This is a genomic window from Streptomyces sp. NPDC059743 (genome assembly GCF_042732975.1).
GTDB lineage: Bacteria > Actinomycetota > Actinomycetes > Streptomycetales > Streptomycetaceae > Streptomyces.
Map to the genome: position 1 here is coordinate 1 of NZ_JBHWGS010000018.1, position 20263 is coordinate 20263.

Here is a 20263-nt window from a genome sequence, read left to right on the forward strand (position 1 = left end):
GGGTAACCGTGTGGGGCCGGACGTGATGCGTCCGGCCCCACACGGTTACCCGAAGATTCCGCCCGGGCGCACCGCGAGGCAGCCGGCCCACCCGCCTCGTTGTTGCATACCTCGATAAAAGCCGGTACTTTGAGCACGCCGCGCCCCCTGCACGATCCGGGGCCGGCTCGGAAAGGAGCCGGCGATGCCGGCAGCACCCTCGACAACCAGACGTCCGACACGACCAGCGCCCGCTCCGGCTGCGGGGCCGCCGAACCGGCCAGCGCCACCACCGCCGGCCCGAAAAGGAGTGAGACCGGTGATCCCAGCCGATGCCGAAGAGGCGGTACTGACCGCTGAGGAGATCGCGGAGACATACGGTGTCCCGCTGAGCCAGGTACACAACTGGACTCGCATGGACGGATTCCCCCAGGGGCGGACGGTCGGAGTCGTGGGCGGCATGCTCGTGCGCGAGTCCGAGGCCGTCGACGACTGGCTGCACGTCAACTTCCCGGTGCACTGGGCCAAGGGGCAGGAATCGGATAATCCGTATGACCTGCCCGTCATGGGCCCGAAGACCCTCGTGACCCTCAAGACAATCGCCGAGCTCGAGGCGAAGATCCTCGGACGTGACAAGCCCGTCCCCATCGCCACCCTGCGCGGCTACATCTCCAAGCGCACGATGCCGGCAGCCGACCGGACCCCCGGAGACGGCAAGCACCCGGAGGTCACCGAACGGATGTGGCACTGGAAGACCGCGTCGCAGTGGCTCAACCGCCCGCGGCAGCGTATGCGTCGCCAGGTGCAGGGCGGCGAGCGATGAGCCGGCGCTGCTCGAGGACGCTTGGCTGCACGTTGCGAGCATGGTCATGAGCCCGGCCGGAGCTCAGACGCGGCTCGATGCCGACGCGATCGCCGGCAAGTACCGGGTCACCGGCCGGACGGCCCGGGCCTGGACGCAAGCCGAAGGATTCCCGGGCCCGAACGGCCTCGGCACCTACGCCGCGGCCGCGGTGGACAACTGGGTCCGCAGTAACCGACCGAGGTCGTGGGCCGCGGCTCAGCAGCCGGCAGCGAAGTCGAAGCCGGCCAAGGCGGCCGCTCGGCGCCCTGCAGATGGAACGAAGCGCCCTCGCACGGTTACGCCGGTGGTGCTCGACACTGCGGGGATCGCGAGGCGGTTCAACGTTCCGGAGCCCACCGTGGCCAACTGGATCGCGGTGAAGGAGAAGACGGAGGGCGGCAAGGTCGTCCGTAAGCCGTTCCCGACCCCGGTCAGCACGCGCCCGAGGCGCGAGTGGGACCAGACTCAGGTCGACGCCTGGGTGGAAGTGCACCGGCCGCACGTGTGGGCGGCCTTCGCCGGCACTGGTCCGGTACTGGTCAAGCCCCTTCCCGCCGGCGACCCCCGGGACCTGCTGGACATCGACGACTTCGGCGAGATCCTTGGGAACGCGACCCGCGGCACGCCTGTGGCCCACGACACGATGGTCGCGTACCACAACAGGGGGCAGATCCCCTTCGCCGATCGAAGGCCGGACGACGGGGGCAAGCCGCGGGTCTTCGCGTATCACTGGTACCGCCAGACCGTGTACGACCACATCCTCCAGCGGTCCGGGCCCGGGAGGTTCGGCCCCAGATAGAACACGTGCACGTGTGAAGCCCGGCCCCGAGGCGAATTCCAGGGGCCGGGCTTCACACATGCACGGGCGACGAAGCGCTGAACGCTACCCGCCGTTGAACGCTGCGGTGGAAGGGAGCGGACGGGGCTTGGGCCGGTAGGGCTGGAGTCCGGACAACTCGTAGACGGCGTCGTGGAGCTGCCAGTGCGCCAGCAGCGTCCAACGCTGACCCAGGGCCCGGTAGATCTCGGCCAGGGCCTTCTGCGGGTGGGTGCCGAGCAGCGTGCTGTAGACGGCGGCGACGGCGGGAGTGCGCGAGCGGCCCGCCACGCAGTGCAAGAGCACCCGCTTGCCCTCCTTGCGCAGTCGTACGATCTCATGGGCAGCCTGGTTGAGCACGTAGTGAAGGTTGGCGTTCGCATCCTGCTTGTCGATCAGCCAGACGCGGACGTGTTCGACGTCGGTGCCGGAGAGGATCGGCTCCTGCCCGACGCGGCACAGGGACACCACCGCGTCAACCGGCGCGTTGCCCCGGTACTCGGTCAGGGGGAGGTTGCCCAGCAGCACACCGGGGTCTTCCGGATGAGGCGCGACGAACCCCTGCCCGGCGTATGCGGGGATGGGTACACGCGGGGTCGTCGGCCAGCCGTCGGCGTCATCGAAGCCCTTTCGGGCCGTCAGGACGGCCAGGCGGACGAGGTCGGGCGCGGCCAGGGACGGCCAGCCGTTCACCGCCTGCTGCCAGGCGAGCGGGATGGCCGACAGGCCCCACCGCGCGCCCAGCAGCGTGCCCGCGATCGCCGCCACGGTGTCGGTGTCGTTGCCCGCGCGTACGGCCGCCTCGGTGGCCAGCTGAAAGTGCTGGGCGGGGAACGAGCGCCGCTCCGGTGCGAGTTCGGGGACGGGGGTGCGGATGATGGCCGACCATGCCGCCTGGAGTGCGGTGACGACGTAGCCGTTCGACGGCCAGTGGTGCGGCGGGTTGTTCTCGGCCTCGTCCAGCCGGGCGGCCCACAGCTCCTGCCGGTCGGCCGGGAGCAGCTGAATGCCCTGCCGGACACCGTCGAACGTGCCCTCAAGCACGGCGGTCCGGATGCCGGAGCACCACAGGATGCACGCCTCGACGCACTCGGGGTCGCTGTGTGTCAGCGAGCTGATCAGCGTGACTGCGTTGACCATTCCCTGGGGGTCGTCCAGGTAGGCGAGCGCCACGATCCCGGTCCGCATGAGCGATCCGTTGCCCGCGCTGTATCGGGTGCGGGCGGTGTACGCATCGGCTGCCGCCGTCATGACCTCCCACGGCGAGCCGATCTCGCTGTTCTTCGCCGCGAGCAGCACAGCAGCAGTCTGGCTTCCGATGTCGGTCGCCCCACCCGCGCGCCACGCCTGGAAGTTCCGGGCGATCTGGTCGAGGGCTGAGGGGCTGGTCAGGTCAGCGCCGGTGCTGGCGACGGCGGCGATGCAGACATGCATCTGCGTGTCGTCGGAGTACTCGCCCGGCTTGTAGGGCCCCAGGCCACCGCCGATCATGGCGGGCCGCATGTCGTCGGTCAGCCGGGCCTTGAACTCGTACGGGACACCGAGCGCGTCGCCGCACGCGGCGCCGACGAGGACCCCGGCGGCTCGGTCGGCGGCCTGGAAGTCGAGGGGACGGGTGCCGAGGAATGCGGCGGTCTGCGGGTCGTCGGTGGCCGAGGCTACGGACGTCGTCTTCATCACGGCTACTCCCGGGTGATGGTGCGAAAGGAGGCGGTAGGCAAGCGCTGTGCGGGGAGCGCGGCGTGAAGTCGCCGGGCACTGCAACCCGCTGTCGTTATGTCAGCCTGACACAACACCAGGGATTAAGTCAATACGACGATATGTGTTGCCTAACTCGATAATTACGTGTAACTTGATTCTTGTTGGGCCGGCAAGCCACTGACCGGCCACCGTCCCGAGCCCTCTCGGCCGTTGTGCGCCGTGCGGCCCGCTCCGGCACCCGATCCCCAAACCGCTCAGGAGGGCGCCCCCGCGCGCCTCCTTCCAGCACAAGGAGTTCCGACATGAACAAGGCACAGCTCGTTGAGGTGGTTGCCGGCAAGCTCGGCGGACGCCAGCAGGCTTCCGACGCGGTGGACGCGGTCCTGGACGCGATGGTCCGCGCTGTCGTCGCGGGGGAGCGGGTCTCGGTCACCGGCTTCGGCTCCTTCGAGAAGGTCAGCCGTCCCGCCCGATACGCCCGCAATCCCCAGACCGGCGAGCGGGTCCGGGTCAAGAAGACCGCTGTCCCTCGCTTCCGCCCTGGTCAGGGGTTCAAGGACCTCGTCAGCGGGTCGAAGAAGCTGCCCAAGGGCGGCGGGGTCTCCGTGAAGAAGGCGCCCAAGGGCAGCCTGAGCGGCGCGGCCACGGGCGCGAAGAAGAAGGTCTCGTCCTGATCCCTCCCGCCGGGCGCCACGGCGCCCGCACGCCAGAACGCCGACGGCCGGGCGCCCTCCGCGCCCGGCCACAGGAGGAAGCCGCCAGCGCCATGACCTATCTCTTGATCGAGGACGGCCGAGTCGTCTCGGCCCACGACACACTGCCGAGCGCCCGGGCAGCGGGGCCGCAGGGTGCCGGACCCAGTGAAGCCGGCCCGATGCTGGGCGGTGAACCCGCCTGGTGGCTCAGGACCTGGCCGGACAAGGACGAGGCAGAGATCGGCATCGTCCGGCCCCAGGCCACGGCACTGGGCATCCGTTTCGAACTGCGCATGTGCCAGGCGCCGGCCGGAACCTGCAACCACCCCGGGTGTTCGCGCTACGTCACCGCAGCCGTCAGCAGTTCCTATGAACTGCTCAACAGCCTCGCCGCGTTCCTGCCGTCTTCCTGGGTCTGGGCCGGGCTACGCAGCCCAGACCCCCGTGGAGAGACCACCGAGTTCCATTCGGAGGCCGAAGCCCTCACCGAGCGCCTGGCCTCGGAACTGCGCCCCGCCCTCCGCGCTGTCGAGGAGCCTCCTCGCGACGTCAGGACCCTGAGTGCTCGACGGGAGGCGGCATACGGCCTCGTCGTACAACTCCTGTCCCGCCACTTCGGTCCTCCCGGACCCGACACAGCCGAGGAAGTAAGCATCCTTCCCGTCGTCGCCGGCACAGACCTGCACCTGGTGCTGGCGCCGCCCGCCGCAGAAGGCGCGGCCTTGTGCGGCAGTCCGGTTCAGACCTCGGCGGCAGAAGCCATCGTCGACGTCTCCGGACTCAATCAGTGCGACAAGTGCTTCGGAAGAGCTCCCATCACCCCGACCCCCGTACTCACGGCAGCCGAGCACGACGCCTGGATGGACTACCTCCGCGCACCCTTCCCCCACACCCCCTAACCGCAACTCCCCAAACGCGTAGAGGCCCTTCATGCACGACAACCCCACCCGCGGCGCCGACAGCCAGTTGCAACTTCGGCTCTTGCGCCGCGCCACCTTCGCCGCCGGCTACCTGCCGGAGGTGATCGACTTCATCATCCGCGAAGCGACCGGAAGCGAGTTCGGCCGTCTCGACGATGGGCAGGCCTCCCGGATCCACAGTCGGCTTGTCCGCTACACCGCCCACGGCCAACCGGGAGCGAGCGAGCTGGCCCGCACCATGCTGGATGTCCGCCACGCCGTGGATCTGGTCCAGCACGAGCACTACCGGGCATCGAAGGTGCCCGGCCAGGGATGCGACACCACCGTCACCGCCCCGCAACTGCTCGAGCTCGCCGTGGCCGCCGGCCGGGAATCCGTACTCCGGACGCAGCGCGGGACCCTCGTCATCTCCGGGGCCGACGGCCTCAGTACCGTCTACCGACCAGTGCCCGCGGACGAGGCCGCGCAGGTGCGGATGGCGGCCCGAAGCGCCAAGGAACGCGCGATCCGCCTTCACGAACAGGTCGTACGGGCCCTGACCCCTCACGTGACGATGGCCGACTGGAGCCGGGACGAGGGATACGGCGTCGCGGCCGATGTCGTGGGGGAGGCAGTGGCAGTGCAGTGGTGGCCGGCCTCCCTGCCCGAGACTCTCCGGCTGTGGGAGAGCGGCGGCATCCAAGAGCTGTGCCAGGCGCTGCTGGCGCCTTCGTTCCGCGTCACCGCGGGCGCTTGTCAATCCCTGGAAGTGCGGGAGTAGCCGAATCCTGACCGTTGCATAACTCTAGAAAGTCGTGTATTATAAAGAAATCGAGTGAGGCCGCCGCCTACGGGCCGTGCGCCGCCTCGCTCCCCCAACTCACCTGTCGCCTCGCCGGGATGCCCTCGCGCCCCGGCCGGCCGATCCTCCGCTTTCGCCCCGGGAGTTCATCCATGACCGACTACGCCCAGAAGTACGCCGCGGCACTCGACCCCGATACCCTTTGCCGCTTCCCCCACCGCACCCCCACCGAATACGCGAACACCGCGTTGTGGGGGTGGGTGCCGACCAGGGATCTGCCCGAGCATCAGCTGTGGCTCGCGGCCGTCATGTTCCGCTCGCACAACGGCGACTGGACCCTCAAGGCGGCACTCGCCTTGGCGGACGACACCGGCCACCTCGTATGGAATCCGGCCGCCATGGGCGAACCCTCCGTCCGGGGCAAGGCCGTGATGTCCTACTGGGACTGGGCGGAGAAAATCCGGCGCACCGATGAGGAGCGCGACCAGGTGATCCGCCAGGCGCTGCCGTCCTTCGGCGTCGACGCCGACACAGTGGACATCGGCCTGGCTCAGGACCTGTTCGCGACCACCCTCCCGGGAGACGAGTACGGGCGCTCCGACAGGATCCGCAGACTGCTCAACCGGCTGCGCGCACCCGGGGCCGCCCAGGTCGACATGCCGGCAGGTGGCGGGCGGTGAGCGCGACCCCGATCCCGGCGGCGTGCGCCCACCGCCCCCGCCGCGGCGGTCTCGTCGTCCCGTACCTGTCCTTCGAGCACAACGACGCCGTCGCCTTCGGTACCGCCGACCCCATCAAACGCGATCGCTGCTTCGAGCACCGCCTGTGTCAGATCTGCGAAAACCCGCTGGAGAGACGGTTCTACGTCGTCGTACGCCCTCAGGACGTGGGCTTCGGTTACGCCCCCGAGCCCGGTCTGCACCCCCCGTGCCTTCAATACTCCGAACAGGCCTGCCCGATGCTCAACGGAACGGCCGAAACCTATCGCGAGGGCGGGGTGTCCCGGTCCCACCCGGCGCTTCGGACATGCGCCGACCCCGACTGCCGACGCTGCGCAGCCGGATTCGGGCAGCGAGGTCCGGAGCGGACGGCCAGCGCCGCACCCGACTGGGACGCCTGGATGCTGCCGCTGGACGCTTACCAGCTCCGCCGCGACGGCCGAAAGATCCTGGGGATCTCCCTCGACCTGGCGCCGCTGCGTATCCGCCGGATCCTCGTGTCCCCCGAGCGCGAGAGCGCGCTGCGGATGATCGCCGCGCTTGCGGACCTCGGCCGGTGAGCACCACCTCTCCCAGCCTCTGACCCCATCGAGGACACCATGATCGCTGAAACCTTCACTCCGACCGAGATCGAACTCCTGGCCCGGATCACCGGCACCCTCGCCGGCTCACCGGCCGCCGCCGAACTGTCCAAGCCCTACCGGGAACTGGCCGACCGCGCCCGCACGGCCATGTTGGCGGAGGCCGCCGGCATCCCGGCCCCGCCCGTCGCTGCCCTTCTGGGCCCCCGGCCGGGCGAGCAGGTCTGGGTACTGCACCGTACGGACCGCCACGAGCAGGTCACCACCGTCTACGACCTCGAATCCACCGCCCTGGCCGACCTGGCCGACCACGTACGCGGCAGCTGGGACAACGTGTGCTGCCACGAGGGCATGCCCGAGCGCCCGCCGGCGGACAACGCGGAGGCCGTTGAGCTGTACTACGGCCCTGACCGCAACGCGCGACCGGACGAGAGCTACTCGCTGTTCGCCGCGGAAATCGTCCGCTCCCGGCGCTCCCGGTTCGTTCCGCTCGACTTCGCCTTCCCCGACGCTGCCGCCGCGGAGGCCGCCAACCGCGGCGCGGTCTTCCACACGGCCGATGACGACGGCCCGCAGTGCATCGAGGTCCTCGGGGTCCTCACCTTCGCCTACGTGGACGCACGGGACGGTGTCGTACGGATCTCGGTGCACGTGGACAACGCCGACGAACGTGCCGTCCGGCCGGACGGCACCGTGCCGCTGACCGTCGTGGTCGAGGACACCGTGCTGCGTGACGACAGCGACGTCCTCGCCCCGCACCCCACGGTGATGGAGGAACTGCTGGCTGGCGCCGACACCGAGCAGCAGGCCGTGATCTACGCGGCTGCGATCTCGTCCGGGCTGATGTGGCGCTGCCCCAAGTGCCAGTGGCCCAACCCGCGCGCCGCGGCGTGTTGCGAGGGCCCCGGTGCCTGCCGATCCGCGCCGTCGGAGTCGGGGACCGCCCTGGCACTGGAGGGACCACGGTGAGCGGGACCTACCCTCCCGCGCCCCAGCACCTTCGTGCCGCGTGCGCGGACCCCCACGGTCATCTCACTTCCCGTCCCAGCCGTACGACGCTCCAGATCTACCTGGACGACGGCCTGGTCTACCGCGCTGACGCCGACGGCTACCGCCTCCCTCAGGACCTCGCACAGGGCGACAAGGGCGGCGGCCCGTACATCATCACCGGCGCAGGGCGCCGAGCAATCCTCAACGCGTCGCAATGTGCTGCCCTCGACACCGCCGACGGCGACGGTGCACTGAGCCCGAAGGTCGGATGGCCGACCGTCGCAGCGCTGGCCCGTCTCGGGCTCGTGGAATACCGGGACGCCGGCGGCCGGGTCCATCCCACCGACGGCGACGACGGCCGCACCGGCCCCAGCCACCGCCCTTTTCTCACCGAGGCAGGCACCGCCGCAGCGGGTGCCGCGCCATCACCGACCTGACCACCCTCCCCCGGCCGGTGTGGGCCCGTGGTGCTCACACCCGCCCGATTCCTTAGGCGTGCCTCATGGCCATGACCTCTCTGACCCTTTTCGACACCCCTGCCGTCGACGTCCACGTCCCCGCGCCGGTGCCCTCGGGCGCCCCGGTAGCGGTGGCCTCTGCTGACGCGTTCGAGAAGTTCCGCTCGACGCCGCGCAAGTCACTGGCCTACGGTCTCGGCGTCGACTCGACGGCGCTGCTCCTGACGATCCTCGACGATCCCGTCCGCTTCGGCATCGCCGCCGATTTTTCTGATTTTTCCGTGATCACTGCTCTGACCGGCTTCGAGTTTCCGGACACGATCGCCCACGTCCAGGAGCACATCCTGCCGCTGCTGCGCGCCAAGCGGGTTCGGCATGCGCAGGTGGCACGGGCGGGGCACCTGGAGGAAGCCGGCGTTCAGGTGCTCTCCGACACCAGGCTGCCCTGGAAGCAATTCCGCCGCGGCAGATGGACGCTCATGGACGAGCTGGAGGCCAACGGGACGGTCCCCCAGTACGCCGGTGGCCACAAATGCAGCCAGAAGTTCAAAGGCTTCACGCTCGACACCTTCGATCAGATGCAGGCCGGCGGCCAGACCGTCGGAAAGCTCTTCGGCTACAACGCGGACGAGTACAAGCGGGCGGCCAAGGCCAACAAGCACCAGGCCCGCAAGGACAAGAAGGCCGGGCACGCGACCTTCGCCCTGGACTACCCGTTGATCCGTCTCGGCTGGGACCGCGCGGCGGTGGAGGGCTACGTCAAGGAACGCACCGGTCTGACGATGGCCAAGTCCTACTGCCCGGTATGCCCGTTCTCGGGTGTGTGCTCGCCTCAGCCCGATCACCTCAAGCGACTGCGGAAGTACCCCGACCTGGCCGCCCGCGTGCTTCGCCTGGAGTACGTCTCCATGGCTCTGAACCAGAACAGCTCGCTCTACAAGGACGACACCCTGTTCAGACGGGTCACCGACGACCAGAACACCGAAGCGCTCGGCCAGTTCGAGGCGCGTCTCGACGAGGAGGACTGGTCCGTCTACCGGGTGCAGCGCGCCTACACCGCAGGGCGCCGGCCCCAGTGCCGCGAAGCGCACGGTGACCGCTGCACCAAGCCGGCGTGCCGGGACAACAGCATCAAGGGGACGGTTTACCGATCGGTGAAGACCGTACGGACTGGGACGCGCGCCGAGGCCGGGGCCTTCCTCCGCAAGGCTTCGGTGGCCCTGAACCGACCTGTGGAGCATTCTGCGGACGCCCACGGCCTCGGCATCGACCGCGTCCGCAACCGGACCCGTCCTGACGGCAAGACGTACGGCTCGGTCGAGGACTTCTACGCGATCGCCCCGGCCGGCGTCCGGGACAAGGCCCGCGACGGCTTCGCCGCCGTCTGGGCCGAGATGACCAGCGGGGAGCAGTCGCGCTTCTCCCCCGGCGACGCGTCATGAGCAACCGCACCCTGCCGGCCGCCGCGTACGACAGGCTCACCGCCGCGGTCGCCCGGGACACCGGCCAGCGCCGTACCGCCGCTCTGTGGATCCATGCCGCAGGGCTCGTACGTCACGCCCACGACCACGGCCTCCTGCCTCTCAGCTCTCCTCCTCCAGGTCCGGACGGACTGCGCAAGGCCCTGGAAGTCCTTGCGTCCTGCCACCCCGCCCTGGCGCCGTTCACCGATCCAGCGGTGCTGCCCGTGTGGTCGCAGCCGCTCGGCGCGGCGGCCTGGTCCGGCATCGAGCAGTTCTGGGCCGCCCATCCTGGTCTAGAGGATGGCCACCGCGTCGACGGTTACGCCCTCGGCGACGCTTACCAACTACTCAGCGAGGAGGCACGCAAGGGCCGCGCTCTGTGTCAGACCCCTCCCTGGATCGCCCGCCTGCTGCTGCGGCTGTCTCTGGAGCCGGCGATGGAAGAGTGGGGACCGGACAACACCCTGATGATCGACCCCGCTTGCGGGACCGGGCACATCGTCCTGGCGGCGTTCCATATGGCCCGGGTCCCACCGGTCCGCGGGCGGCAGAGGGGCTCGGCCGGCCGCGAGGACCAGGCCGTGGAGCGCGCGCTGCGCACCGTGACGGGCGTCGACCTGGATCCCTACGCAGCAGCCCTGACCGCCTACCGGCTCCTGGCGAGTTCCGCCGCCGCCCTCCGCACCCGGCTGGACCGCGTCCCGGCCTCCTGGCCCGTCAGCGTGGCCGCGGCCGACTCCCTGCTGGACCTCGACCAGCCGCTGCTGCGCGCCGGCGCCTACCACGCGTGCGTAGCCAACCCCCCGTACATCACACCGAAGGACGCCATCGTCCGCGACCGCGTCCGTGCGGCGTACCCGCAGGTCGCATGCGGCAAGTACTCCCTGGCCCTTCCCTTCACGGCCCTGATGCTCGAGCACCTGGCCGCTCCTGGAGGGTTCGTCGCCCAGCTGACCGCCAACTCGTTCATGAAGCGCGAGTTCGGCCGGCGCTACGTGGAGGAGTTTCTGCCGCGCTTCGACACCCGCTGGATCATCGACACTTCGGGCGTCTACATCCCTGGGCACGGCACGCCGACCTGCATCCTCGCTCATCGGGCGCGCCGGCCTGTGGGGGACACCATCACGGTCATCCGCGGGAATCGCGGGGAGCCCAGGGTTCCGGAGGATCCAGCGCGCGGGTTCGTGTGGCGCGCTATCGAGGCCGCGGTCGACGGCAGGCTGGCGCGCGAACGTTTCGAGGCCGGACTCCGAGCGCACGTTGCACAGCTCGATAATCGCGCGTAGTGTGCGACTCCCTGAGCGCTTCGGCCCCTGGCCGCCGCCATCCCGTTCCGGATCGGCGTCGAGATCAGGTCGCCGCTCAGCCTCCCGTCCGAGTTCGGCATTCACGCTTTCACACCCCAGGACTCCACATGCCTTTCCCCATGCAGCCGGGCGAGACCATCGCCCGCCCCGACCTCCACGCGCTCATCGGCGGCCGCCCGAACGGCCGTATCAGCCCGAGCAAGACCTCCCCGGCCATCTGCCTGTTCACCCGACCCGGAGCGCATGAGAGCCAGCACGACGGATGGACAGGTGAGCACTTCCATTTCCAGGGCGAGGGACAGGGAGATCGCGAGCAGCTGATCAAGGGCGGAAACCGAGTGCTCGCAGAGCACGCCCTGTCGAAGCGAACACTGCGCCTCTTCGCAACGGCCTCCGGAACGGTCGTGCGCTACCTCGGCGCCTACCGCGTCGACCCCGGCCTCCCCTACGTGCAGGTTTCGTTGCCGGTGATCGGCGACCCCACCCACCCGTTCCGCACCGGCTACGTCTTCAGACTGCTCCCCGAGACGGGAACCCCCGCGCCCACCGGCGTCCCCACGGTCGAGCCCGTCACCTCCGACACCATCGTCCGCGAGCGCGATCTCGCCATCCCCTTCCGCCCCCGCCCAGGTGACGCACACGGACGCAACCTCACTTCCATCGAGTCGACGGCTGAACGGCTGCTGAGGGACTACAGCGCGCACCTGATGCAGGCCGGACACGACGTCCGCCGCTACACCGTCACACCCGCCCACGAACTCCTCCCCCTCCCCGTGGACCTCCTCGACCGCACCACCAACGAACTCGTCGCCTGCGCAGGGAGCGTCGCCCGCACGCACATGCTGGCCGCCTTCGGCGAACTGCTCGACATGCGGCGCTTCTTCAACCCCACCCCTCACCGCGTGATGCTCCTGCCTTCCGCCCCGCGCCCCGACCTGGCGGACCTGTGCGCCCGGTACGACACCGCCACGACGTGGCCCGACGGCGAGGGCGGCTTCACCCGCGCCTGGGCCGACGAGGAGGCGAACTGAAGCCACGTCGTTGCATATCTCGAAAAATGCGGGTACTGTGATTGTCGAGAGGCGGGGTCAACTCCCCTCTCCCTGAATCCTCTTACCCGTGACCGAGGCGCCGCCTCCGGGACCCACTGGGAGCCCCATCGTGAACACCACGCGCACCCGTCTGCCCGGCATCACCATCCGCGACGCCGGAAGGCCGGATGCCGACGCTTTGCTGCGGCTCGTCGCCGCAGCAAACCCCGAGGACCCCGACGCATTCGAGAGCGCCCGGCCCACGCTGGACTTGCCCCCGATCGGCCCCCTCTCCCACTTCAGAGCCCTCGTTGTCCTTGCCCAGGACAGCTCGGGCGAGCCGGTGGGTGCCCTCCTCGGCGGCGCTCCCGTCTGGCTCTTCGAACACGAGGGGATCGGCCACCCGGCGTTGCTGGACCTTCTCGTCGCACGAATCGGCATCGTCACCGCAGTAGGGGTGCACCCTGACCACCGGGGCCAAGGGGTGGGAGCGGAACTCGTACGACACGCCGTTCGGCGCTTCACGCGGGCCGGGTACGGACTGGTGACGCTCAACTGCGTCCCCTCACTGGAGAGGTACTACCGGAGGCTGGGGTTCACCACGATGGACACCCTGAACGTGCACCTCGGAGCCGGTTACATGATCGGACAGCAGTGGGGCGACACCAAGGTGGCCGCCCGTCCCCTGGACAGGTATACGGCGCTCGCCGACGTACCCGGCTTGGCGTCGCCGGTCGTCTCGGGCATCCTGCCGGACAGCGGCGTTCCGAGGGGCGCGCGCTTCGACGGACGCACCTTGCTTTTCCGGCCCTGACCTCGAACGACCACCGGCGGCGCCGACAGGGGCGCCGCCCGGAGCGCACACAGCGCCGGCGAACGCCGGCGGAAAGGACTGGAGACATGATGCAGGTGGACGGCCCACGCGACCCCAGCGCCCGCGCCTGGAGGCGGTGGGCACTCCTCTTCGGCCTACCCAGCGCCGCAGTCGCGCTCGCCAGCGTGTGGCTGTACGAGCCGAGCAGCGTGGGGGCTGCGCTCGCCGCGGCCGGTCTGGCCGTGGCGGCCTTGCTGGCCTTCACGCTCACGATGCCGCGTCGCGGGACGGCAGCCGTGGAGCGCCACCCTCAGAAGAGCTCGTCCGGCGATCCCGAGTAGTTCCGGCACGGTGCCCCGGCGGATAGGTCCGGGAGCGGGGCGCGGCCCTGCCCCCGCCGCCACTCCACCGCCCACCGTGAGTGCCACCCGGAGGGCGGTTCGCGATCCCGCGGGCGGCACTCACCTCAACTCGATGTTGCATATCTCGATAATCACATGTACTGTAGTCACATCGAACGGCGGTGAATCTCGCCCGCCCCCTCTTCCAGGAGTCCGTCATGCCAGCAGCTCCCGCGTATTCCGACGTCGCCGCCGCCCTGATCTCCTACCGCAAGCGCTCAAATGACGTTTGGCTGACCCTGGTTGACCTCACGTGCGACCTGGCGCACCTGGCCCGCTACATGCACACCGACATCGACCGATGCCTGTCCGGCGACACCGGTGCGCGGCTGGACGAACGGGTGCTGAGCGCCATGCCCCGCCTCGCTCCGTCCGTACGCCCCGTCGCCAATACCGACGACACAGAGTCCGCCGACCACGCCTTCGACGTGTACGTGCACGCCAGTGACGCAGCCGAAGCGGTCCGCGTTCACACGGCGCAGGACACACACCTCACCTTCTCCGCGGCACTGACCGCATTGCTGGCCGATCTGCGCACCTACGCCGAGTCGATCGGGTTCGACTTCACCGAGATCACCCGCGCGGCCCGGTCGGCCGACCGGGTCGAGCGCCGCAAGGCCGAGTAACCACCCCCGTCCCTCGGGCGGCGCTGCCTCCGGCTCCGCCCGAGCCGAAGTCCCCACTTCATGCAGCCACTTCACTGCCGTGCTCGGAAGGAGCCCCCTTTCATGACCCGCACTCTCACCCCCGCACCGGCCCGGTCGGGCCGCGGCTCGATACGCCAGTTCCTCGACGGCGGCGTGCACCCGGCCACCCGGGCCCCGCTGCTCGACACCGACCTCACCAACCCGTCCGCGGTCTGCGGAGGGTGCGCGCACCGCTTCCTCAAGAAGCTCGGCAACGGCCAGGACCGCCTGAAATGCGGCCTCCTCCCCCGTGGCACCCGCGGACTGCGTGGTCCCGATCTTCGCGAGGACATGCCCGCGTGCACCAACTACGCGGCGCCCGCGGACAGCGAACCGGCCCCCTGACCACTCGCGGTGGCGGCAGCCCCGCTGACCGCGCTCCGGCTCCCGCGGTGCAGACCCCCGCGGGAGCCGGAGCGCGGCACCCCGTTTCCTCCGCCGCGGTCCCGCGGCGGCTTCCTCCCAGGAGCTCGTCATGCCCTCCACCTCCAGGCTCGTCAGTGAAACGGCCGCCCGGGCGGTCTCGCCCCGCGCCGCCGCCTGTAGCGATCCGGGGTGCGCCCAGCACGCCGGGACACGCCAGTGCCCTCCCTTTCCCACGGACCGCAGCTCCGGAGCCGTCTTCGGTGAGGCGGTGGCCGAAGCCTGGTACCGGTCCGGAGGCAGCCGGCTGGACATCCCCGCAGGGATCGTCGCGGCCTTGGCCCTGTGGCCGATCAAGTCACCGGGGGCCGAGCACGCCGCTTCCCTGGCCTCGTACATCGCGGCCCAGCCGTCGCGTGTCCTGGTCCGGGGTTTCGCGGACTGCTTCGCATCGCACTGGAATCTGCGACCTGACCTGATGGACGTCGCCTGGCCGCTGTTCGCCTGGACGGAGGAGGAACTCAACGCGACCCAGCTCGACGGTGTCCAGGCCGTGACACGGGCCGCGCTGCGCCACGGGGTCCTCCACCACACCGGAGATGTCGACCACTTCGCCCGGTCCCGAATCGACCTGATGTCCTGGGTGATCACGAATCTCCGTCACCACCAGTCCCGGCGCAGCATGGGCGAGTACCACACGCCCCCGGACATCAGCGACTTGATGGCGGCCATGCTCCAGGCTGACATCAGCGCCGTGGCCACACCGCAGGGGGAATGGTTCATCGAGCCCACCGCCGGAACCGGCGGGCTGTTCCGCTCCACCGCGCAGAGTCTGCGCCGCGAGGGCCGGAGTCCTGCCGAATACGGCTGGGTGATGCTCGAACTCGACCAGTTGTCCGCAGCCGGAGCCGCGGTCAACGCGATCGTCTGGGATCTGGGTCCGCGTGCTGTCGTCGGCAGCGGAGACGTCCTCGCGCGCGCTGATCTGGAGCAGGACGCCTTCGCCCGCCGGCGGGAACTCTTCGGCCACCGGGACTGGCTCAGCGAGCTGACCGGCTTCGCGCTCGCCACCCACACCGCTGATCAGCTTCTGCGCGAGCTCACCACCCGCAGGTAACACCACCTTGCCGCCGGCGGCAGGGCCCCCGACCACGGAGTCACACGATGCAAGATCCCCACCAGCACACCGAGACCGGCGCCGTCGCCGCCGCGCTACGCGCCGCTCTGCCCGTCCCCAGCCGCACCCGCGTGTACACGCTCACCTGCGGCTGCCCGGACGCCGACGGGCAGCTGTTCTGGACCGTCGATACGGAGTCACGCAGTTACGAGCTCGTCGTCGCGACCGACACGTTGCCGCTGCGCGAGGTCGGGCTCACCAGCACCCCGCGATTCGGGGACGGCATCACCTGGGAGACGCATTTCCTCATCCGCTCGGCGACATCCCGGTGGCCGGAGGAGCTCGCGCAGCTCGTCGGCCGTCTGATCCTTTCCGACCACAGCCCGCTTTCTCTGCACTGACACCCCGCATCTGATCCGAGGAGGAGTTGCCGTATGGGAACTCAGGAACCGCTGACCGACTGCCTCCCGGCGTTCGGCCGGCATCACGGCTACCCGCCCCGCTACGGCTGGCTAAGAAAGGTCCACCTCGCCCTCCAGGACGATCCGGGAACCCTGCGACGGCCCGACGCCACCGTGATCCTCGGCGTGGGCTCCAGCATGATCCCGGCCATGCGGTTCTGGAGCCAGGCGTTCGGCCTGGCCAGCCCGTCGCCCGCTCGCGGTCTCGTACCGACCGCCCGGGGGCGGTGGCTCCTGGATGACGAGCACGGAGCCGACCCGTTCCTCGAAGAACCGGCAAGCCTGTATCTGCTGCACTGGTGGCTGCTCAGCGCCGCGCCGTGTCATGTGCCCAGCTGGCGCTACCTCTTCGGACACTCAGGGCTGCGAAGCAACAGCCGCAAGCTGCTGCACGCGGAGATCACCCGCGCCGCCCACCGGGCCGGCTGGAAGACACCGGCGCAGTCCGTGGTGACCAGCGACATCACCTGCCTGGTCAGCATGTACGCACCCAGCGCCCCGGACCAGCCGCGGGAGCGCGTCGAGGACGCCCTGTTCAATCCCTTCCGCTCCCTGCACATGCTCACCAGCGGCCCGGCCCCGAACGACTTCGGCGACCGCACCCACACGGTGACCCTTGACCGCGCGGCGGGCCAGTCCTGCCCGGCGGCCATCCTCGCCTACGCGAGCCTGGACTACGCAGCCAGGCTGGCCGGCCCAGGTCCCGGCACTATCACGGTCTCCAGGCTCGCCTCGGATTCCGTCGGCCCCGGCCGTCTCCTGCTCACCGACGCCCGCGGACTTCTGCGCGCCCTGCGCTCGATGTCCGCCCGGCACGAGGGCTTCGCCGTGACGGAGTCGGCGGCAGGCGAGGACTTGCTCGCGTACACCGCCCCGCCGTCGACCATCGCGGAGAACATCCTGGCCGGCGCCTTCCCTCAGGCCAGAGGAAGCCAGTGAGCAATCGCGCGCGGCGAGCCGACGCGGTGCAGGCGATGCCCGCTCCCACGTACCTCGCCGAGTACCGGCATCTCCTGGCCGAGGGCAGCCTGGTGGACCGTGCCGGCAGACCGGTCAGCGGAGCCCCCTGCGCGACCTGCGACGGCCTCGTTGACACCCTGACCTGCCCGGGAAGCCTGCCGTGCCTCCGATGCGGGGCAATCGTCGGCAGACGCTGCCAGCGGCCCAGCGGACACATAGCGGACCGCTGGCACGCCGACCGTGCGCGCGATGCCCGGCAACGCGATGACGCCCGGGAGCGTGCTGGAGACCTCTCGCTCCTCGCACCATGGCCCTGTATTGCATAACTCGGCAATCCCGTGTCTTGTACTCGAACCCTGGAGGTCCCCTCCCTCACGGCCGCCAGCGGCTTTCGCGCGCCCCAGTTCACCGATCCCCCGGCTGAGCCCGGGAACCCACATGGAGACCTTCCTCAATGACCGCCACCATTCGCTCCGTCCGTGCCGCCCTTGACCTGCACCCCGATCTGGGTCGTCACATCGCCACCATCAAGATCAGCACCCGTCGCAAGAGTCTGGGCATGAGCATCCGGCCCGGTGACAGCGGCATCACCTTGCACGTTCCCGCCGCCCACACACCCGCCGATGTCGTGGCCACGCTCGCCGAGAACCGCCACCGGATCGCCTCCATGCTGCACAAGGTCAGGCGGACCGTCCCGGCCATCCCGGTCAAGGAACTGGTCAACGGCGCCGGCTTCCTGTGGCTGGGGCAGAACAACCGCCTACGCCTCGTCGACGACGCGGCCGAAGCCGTACGCCACGTCGACGACCACGGCACCACCACCGAGCGCGGCACCTGGCGCGGGCGGTGGCTCGAACTCGACCGCTCCGTCGTCCGACTGGGCGGCGCGCCACTCATCAGTTGGTACATCCAAGAAGGCAGCGCCTGGCTCGACGCCCAAGCAGGGCCACTGTGGGCGCGGATGGCGGGCGGGCACCGCCCCCTGCCGGCCGTGCGGGCCGCCGACATCGGTCGCAGCCGCTGGGGCGTCCACCATCACAAGCCGAACCCGGCCGACGACACCATCCGCATCGCCTGGCAGACCTTCCAACTCCGCCCTGCGCTGGTACGCCACGTCCTCACCCACGAACTCGTGCACGCGGCGCGGCCCGGCGGACGCGCCCACGGCCATGAGTTCTGGCGCGCCTTCGAACGCGCCGAGCCCGGAGCCCGCCAGAGGGAGCGTGAACTCCACAAAGAAGGTGCGACCGTCTGGATGGGGGACGTACACCCTCCCGCCCCCAGGTGAGCCCCATGCGGGGGGCAAGCCCGAAGCAAGCGTTGCATATCTCGATATTAGGTCGTAGTGTGACTGTCAGTCGCCCGGTTGCAAGGCCGCCCGAGAACCTCGCCGATGTCCGCCACGGCATCCGCCCTCGGCGGCGCCCGCCCCGCGCGGTCCTGGAGGACCGCCGTGGCGACCCGACCGGTCCCAGGCCCGATATCCGCAGATGGAGACGTCGATGACCAGGAAGCCGCACAAGAGCACGAAGCCGTCTCCTCGTCTCCGGCGGGCGCAGGAGACGAACGGTGCGGTCGAGCGCATCCTGGCGAGCACGGACAAGCTGTGGTCGGACCTCGGCCCGATCCCCGGCGCCCAGGAGAACGTCCGGCGGCTGCGGCGCGGCGAGTCCGCGTGGTGGTCCCCGGCCGTCCGGGAGCAGATCCGCCCGGCCGACCTGGTGTCGGTCACGGACCACATCGCGCGGAACGCCGTGGTGGACCTCTGGCGGAAGCAAGGCCGGATCGCCTACGACATCAACCCGGAGATGGCGGCCGCCCTGTACCGGGCCGACATGAAGGGGAAGTTGCCCGGCGGGCTGTTCCGGCGACTGCCCCACATCAGCCCGATGGTGCCGCTCCCCCGGCCGTGGCCGTTCCGCTCGCCGAACAAGCGCGAGGGGCTGATCCGTGCGTACTTCCTGACCGGGCACATCGGCCAAGGGTTCTGCCGGACCACGGATGAACGGTCGGAGGGGCTCGTGGTCATGCCCTGGATCGAGTGGAACGACGCCCGCCAGGACGAGTACGGCGACGTCGTCACGCCGCTGTTCCGACTGCCGTCCGCCGAGGACCCCTTCAGCCTGGATGACGTCATCGAGCAGACGAACGCCTGGCAGGGCACGAGGACGGACGGCAACGAGAGGAGACTGCTCCGCCAGATCCTGCCGGGGTTCATGTCGGTGATGACCTACCTGTGCTGCGACAACCGGGACGTGGAGGAGCCGCCGCCCGCACCGGCGGCCAAGGGCAAGAAGAAGCGGCAGGCGCCTCCGCGCGACCCGTTCTACGTGCGAGTGGGCTGGCATGTCGGGCCCGCGCTGCACGCGACCCGGATGCGGGCGCAGCAGGCGGCCACGCGTGACGGGGCGTCGGTGCCGTCCGGCGTGGAGTACGGCCCGCAGCACCGCGCGGGCCACTACAAGGTGGTCCGCCACGGGCCGAGAAGGTCGCTGGAGTCGCTTCGGTGGGTGGACCCGTACTGGACGAAATGGGAGCTGCTGAAGGAGGGCCAGGAGCCGGGCACGGGCGTGATCCCCGTGAATCCGCAGCGCAAGGACCCGGCTAACCACCGTGACGTCCGGCTGGCGAACCTGGGACGCGCCAAGGAGCAGGAGATCCGCGAAAGGGAGCGCCAGCGGGCCCGGGAAGGCAGCTTCGAGTGGTGACGGCCGCGGGAAGCGGGCAGCGCCCGCCCGGGAGGGAGCCGCCGACCGCCCACACGCCGGAGAGGGCGGTGGCGCGGCCGACCGCTGCGCCGCGAGGGTGGGCGCCGGCGCAGGTAGCGTCCGGCTCGGCCGCCGGCTGTTCGCGTCGTCCGCCCCTCGGTGCACCGACGAGTCGCAGACGCCGACGTGATTGCATAACTCGATTTTAGCTTGTAGTGTGCCGATCCCTGGGTCGGGCCTTGCCGCCCACCGGTCACCAGCGGCGGTCGGCGCGCGTCGCCGCCGCTCCGCAGTTCGCCTTTCCACGAACGCCGCGAGGTCCTCGTCGCAGCCGCCCGGCCGACGGCCTCACCGCACTTGGCCTCCGCCCACAACTGGAGTCACCACATGCTCACCCTGGACGGTCCCGCTCCTTTCGGGAACTCGAAGCCGTCACCGCCGCTCCCCACCTTCTGGCTCGGCGTCCA

21 protein-coding genes and 1 pseudogene are annotated in these 20263 nt (G+C 70.1%); 21 read left to right on the top strand and 1 reads right to left on the bottom strand.

Translation table 11 applies throughout. The features are described 5' to 3' along the window. Positions 1 to 298 precede the first annotated feature (298 nt). On the top strand, positions 299 to 802 hold the full coding sequence (locus tag ACFV6H_RS28780) for a hypothetical protein (protein ID WP_385547751.1): 504 nt from the start codon (positions 299 to 301) through the stop codon (positions 800 to 802). A 40-nt stretch (positions 803 to 842) separates the two neighbouring features. Next, positions 843 to 1622, top strand: coding sequence for a hypothetical protein (locus ACFV6H_RS28785; protein WP_385547754.1), 780 nt, complete (start codon positions 843 to 845; stop codon positions 1620 to 1622). Between the two features lie 84 nt (positions 1623 to 1706). Here ACFV6H_RS28785 and ACFV6H_RS28790 read toward each other — a convergent pair whose 3' ends face one another. Further along, positions 1707 to 3317 carry an ADP-ribosylglycohydrolase family protein gene (locus ACFV6H_RS28790; RefSeq protein WP_385547757.1) on the bottom strand — a complete coding sequence of 537 codons (1611 nt, stop codon included), beginning with the start codon at positions 3315 to 3317 and terminating at the stop codon, positions 1707 to 1709. A gap of 326 nt (positions 3318 to 3643) precedes the next feature. Between ACFV6H_RS28790 and ACFV6H_RS28795 the strand changes: the two are divergent. From ACFV6H_RS28795 to ACFV6H_RS28885, 19 genes and pseudogenes are all read left to right on the top strand, one after another. Beyond that, positions 3644 to 4012: pseudogene (locus tag ACFV6H_RS28795) on the top strand (HU family DNA-binding protein); the annotation flags it as partial. Between the two features lie 107 nt (positions 4013 to 4119). Further along, entirely contained in the window at positions 4120 to 4935 is an 816-nt protein-coding gene (locus tag ACFV6H_RS28800; RefSeq protein WP_385547760.1) for a hypothetical protein, read from the top strand. 31 nt (positions 4936 to 4966) lie between these two features. Further along, on the top strand, positions 4967 to 5716 hold the full coding sequence (locus ACFV6H_RS28805; RefSeq protein ID WP_385547763.1) for a hypothetical protein: 750 nt from the start codon (positions 4967 to 4969) through the stop codon (positions 5714 to 5716). Positions 5717 to 5889: 173 nt separating this feature from the next. Next, positions 5890 to 6417, top strand: coding sequence for a hypothetical protein (locus ACFV6H_RS28810; RefSeq protein ID WP_385547766.1), 528 nt, complete (start codon positions 5890 to 5892; stop codon positions 6415 to 6417). Further along, positions 6414 to 7016, top strand: coding sequence for a hypothetical protein (locus ACFV6H_RS28815; protein WP_385547769.1), 603 nt, complete (start codon positions 6414 to 6416; stop codon positions 7014 to 7016). The genes ACFV6H_RS28810 and ACFV6H_RS28815 overlap by 4 nt, the downstream gene beginning before the upstream one ends. A gap of 39 nt (positions 7017 to 7055) precedes the next feature. Continuing rightward, positions 7056 to 8006, top strand: a complete 951-nt coding sequence (locus tag ACFV6H_RS28820) for a hypothetical protein (protein WP_385547771.1) — start codon at positions 7056 to 7058, stop codon at positions 8004 to 8006. Next, entirely contained in the window at positions 8003 to 8464 is a 462-nt protein-coding gene (locus ACFV6H_RS28825) for a hypothetical protein (RefSeq protein WP_311301173.1), read from the top strand. The genes ACFV6H_RS28820 and ACFV6H_RS28825 overlap by 4 nt, the downstream gene beginning before the upstream one ends. Before the next feature lie 65 nt (positions 8465 to 8529). Continuing rightward, a complete protein-coding gene (locus tag ACFV6H_RS28830) occupies positions 8530 to 9927 on the top strand; it encodes a hypothetical protein (protein ID WP_385547775.1) in 1398 nt (465 codons plus the stop codon). After that, entirely contained in the window at positions 9924 to 11234 is a 1311-nt protein-coding gene (locus ACFV6H_RS28835; protein WP_385547778.1) for an Eco57I restriction-modification methylase domain-containing protein, read from the top strand. The genes ACFV6H_RS28830 and ACFV6H_RS28835 overlap by 4 nt, the downstream gene beginning before the upstream one ends. A gap of 140 nt (positions 11235 to 11374) precedes the next feature. Next, positions 11375 to 12286, top strand: coding sequence for a hypothetical protein (locus tag ACFV6H_RS28840; protein WP_385547781.1), 912 nt, complete (start codon positions 11375 to 11377; stop codon positions 12284 to 12286). Positions 12287 to 12416: 130 nt separating this feature from the next. Next, entirely contained in the window at positions 12417 to 13100 is a 684-nt protein-coding gene (locus ACFV6H_RS28845) for a GNAT family N-acetyltransferase (protein ID WP_385547784.1), read from the top strand. A gap of 95 nt (positions 13101 to 13195) precedes the next feature. After that, positions 13196 to 13441 (top strand): hypothetical protein, encoded by a 246-nt coding sequence (locus ACFV6H_RS28850; RefSeq protein ID WP_359769333.1) that lies wholly within the window; start codon positions 13196 to 13198, stop codon positions 13439 to 13441. Positions 13442 to 13659: 218 nt separating this feature from the next. After that, positions 13660 to 14127: a hypothetical protein gene (locus ACFV6H_RS28855; protein ID WP_385547788.1), complete on the top strand. Its 468-nt coding sequence runs from the start codon at positions 13660 to 13662 to the stop codon at positions 14125 to 14127. A gap of 102 nt (positions 14128 to 14229) precedes the next feature. Further along, the gene (locus tag ACFV6H_RS28860; RefSeq protein ID WP_311301166.1) at positions 14230 to 14532 is read left to right on the top strand and encodes a hypothetical protein; all 303 of its coding nucleotides are present in this window, start codon (positions 14230 to 14232) and stop codon (positions 14530 to 14532) included. A 130-nt stretch (positions 14533 to 14662) separates the two neighbouring features. Beyond that, positions 14663 to 15667, top strand: coding sequence for an N-6 DNA methylase (locus ACFV6H_RS28865; protein ID WP_385547791.1), 1005 nt, complete (start codon positions 14663 to 14665; stop codon positions 15665 to 15667). A 47-nt stretch (positions 15668 to 15714) separates the two neighbouring features. Beyond that, on the top strand, positions 15715 to 16068 hold the full coding sequence (locus ACFV6H_RS28870) for a hypothetical protein (protein ID WP_311301164.1): 354 nt from the start codon (positions 15715 to 15717) through the stop codon (positions 16066 to 16068). Between the two features lie 33 nt (positions 16069 to 16101). Next, positions 16102 to 17067: a DUF4007 family protein gene (locus ACFV6H_RS28875; RefSeq protein WP_311301163.1), complete on the top strand. Its 966-nt coding sequence runs from the start codon at positions 16102 to 16104 to the stop codon at positions 17065 to 17067. Positions 17068 to 17542: 475 nt separating this feature from the next. Then, the gene (locus tag ACFV6H_RS28880) at positions 17543 to 18376 is read left to right on the top strand and encodes a YgjP-like metallopeptidase domain-containing protein (RefSeq protein ID WP_385547796.1); all 834 of its coding nucleotides are present in this window, start codon (positions 17543 to 17545) and stop codon (positions 18374 to 18376) included. A gap of 214 nt (positions 18377 to 18590) precedes the next feature. Next, a complete protein-coding gene (locus ACFV6H_RS28885) occupies positions 18591 to 19796 on the top strand; it encodes a hypothetical protein (RefSeq protein ID WP_385547799.1) in 1206 nt (401 codons plus the stop codon). Positions 19797 to 20263: the final 467 nt, after the last annotated feature.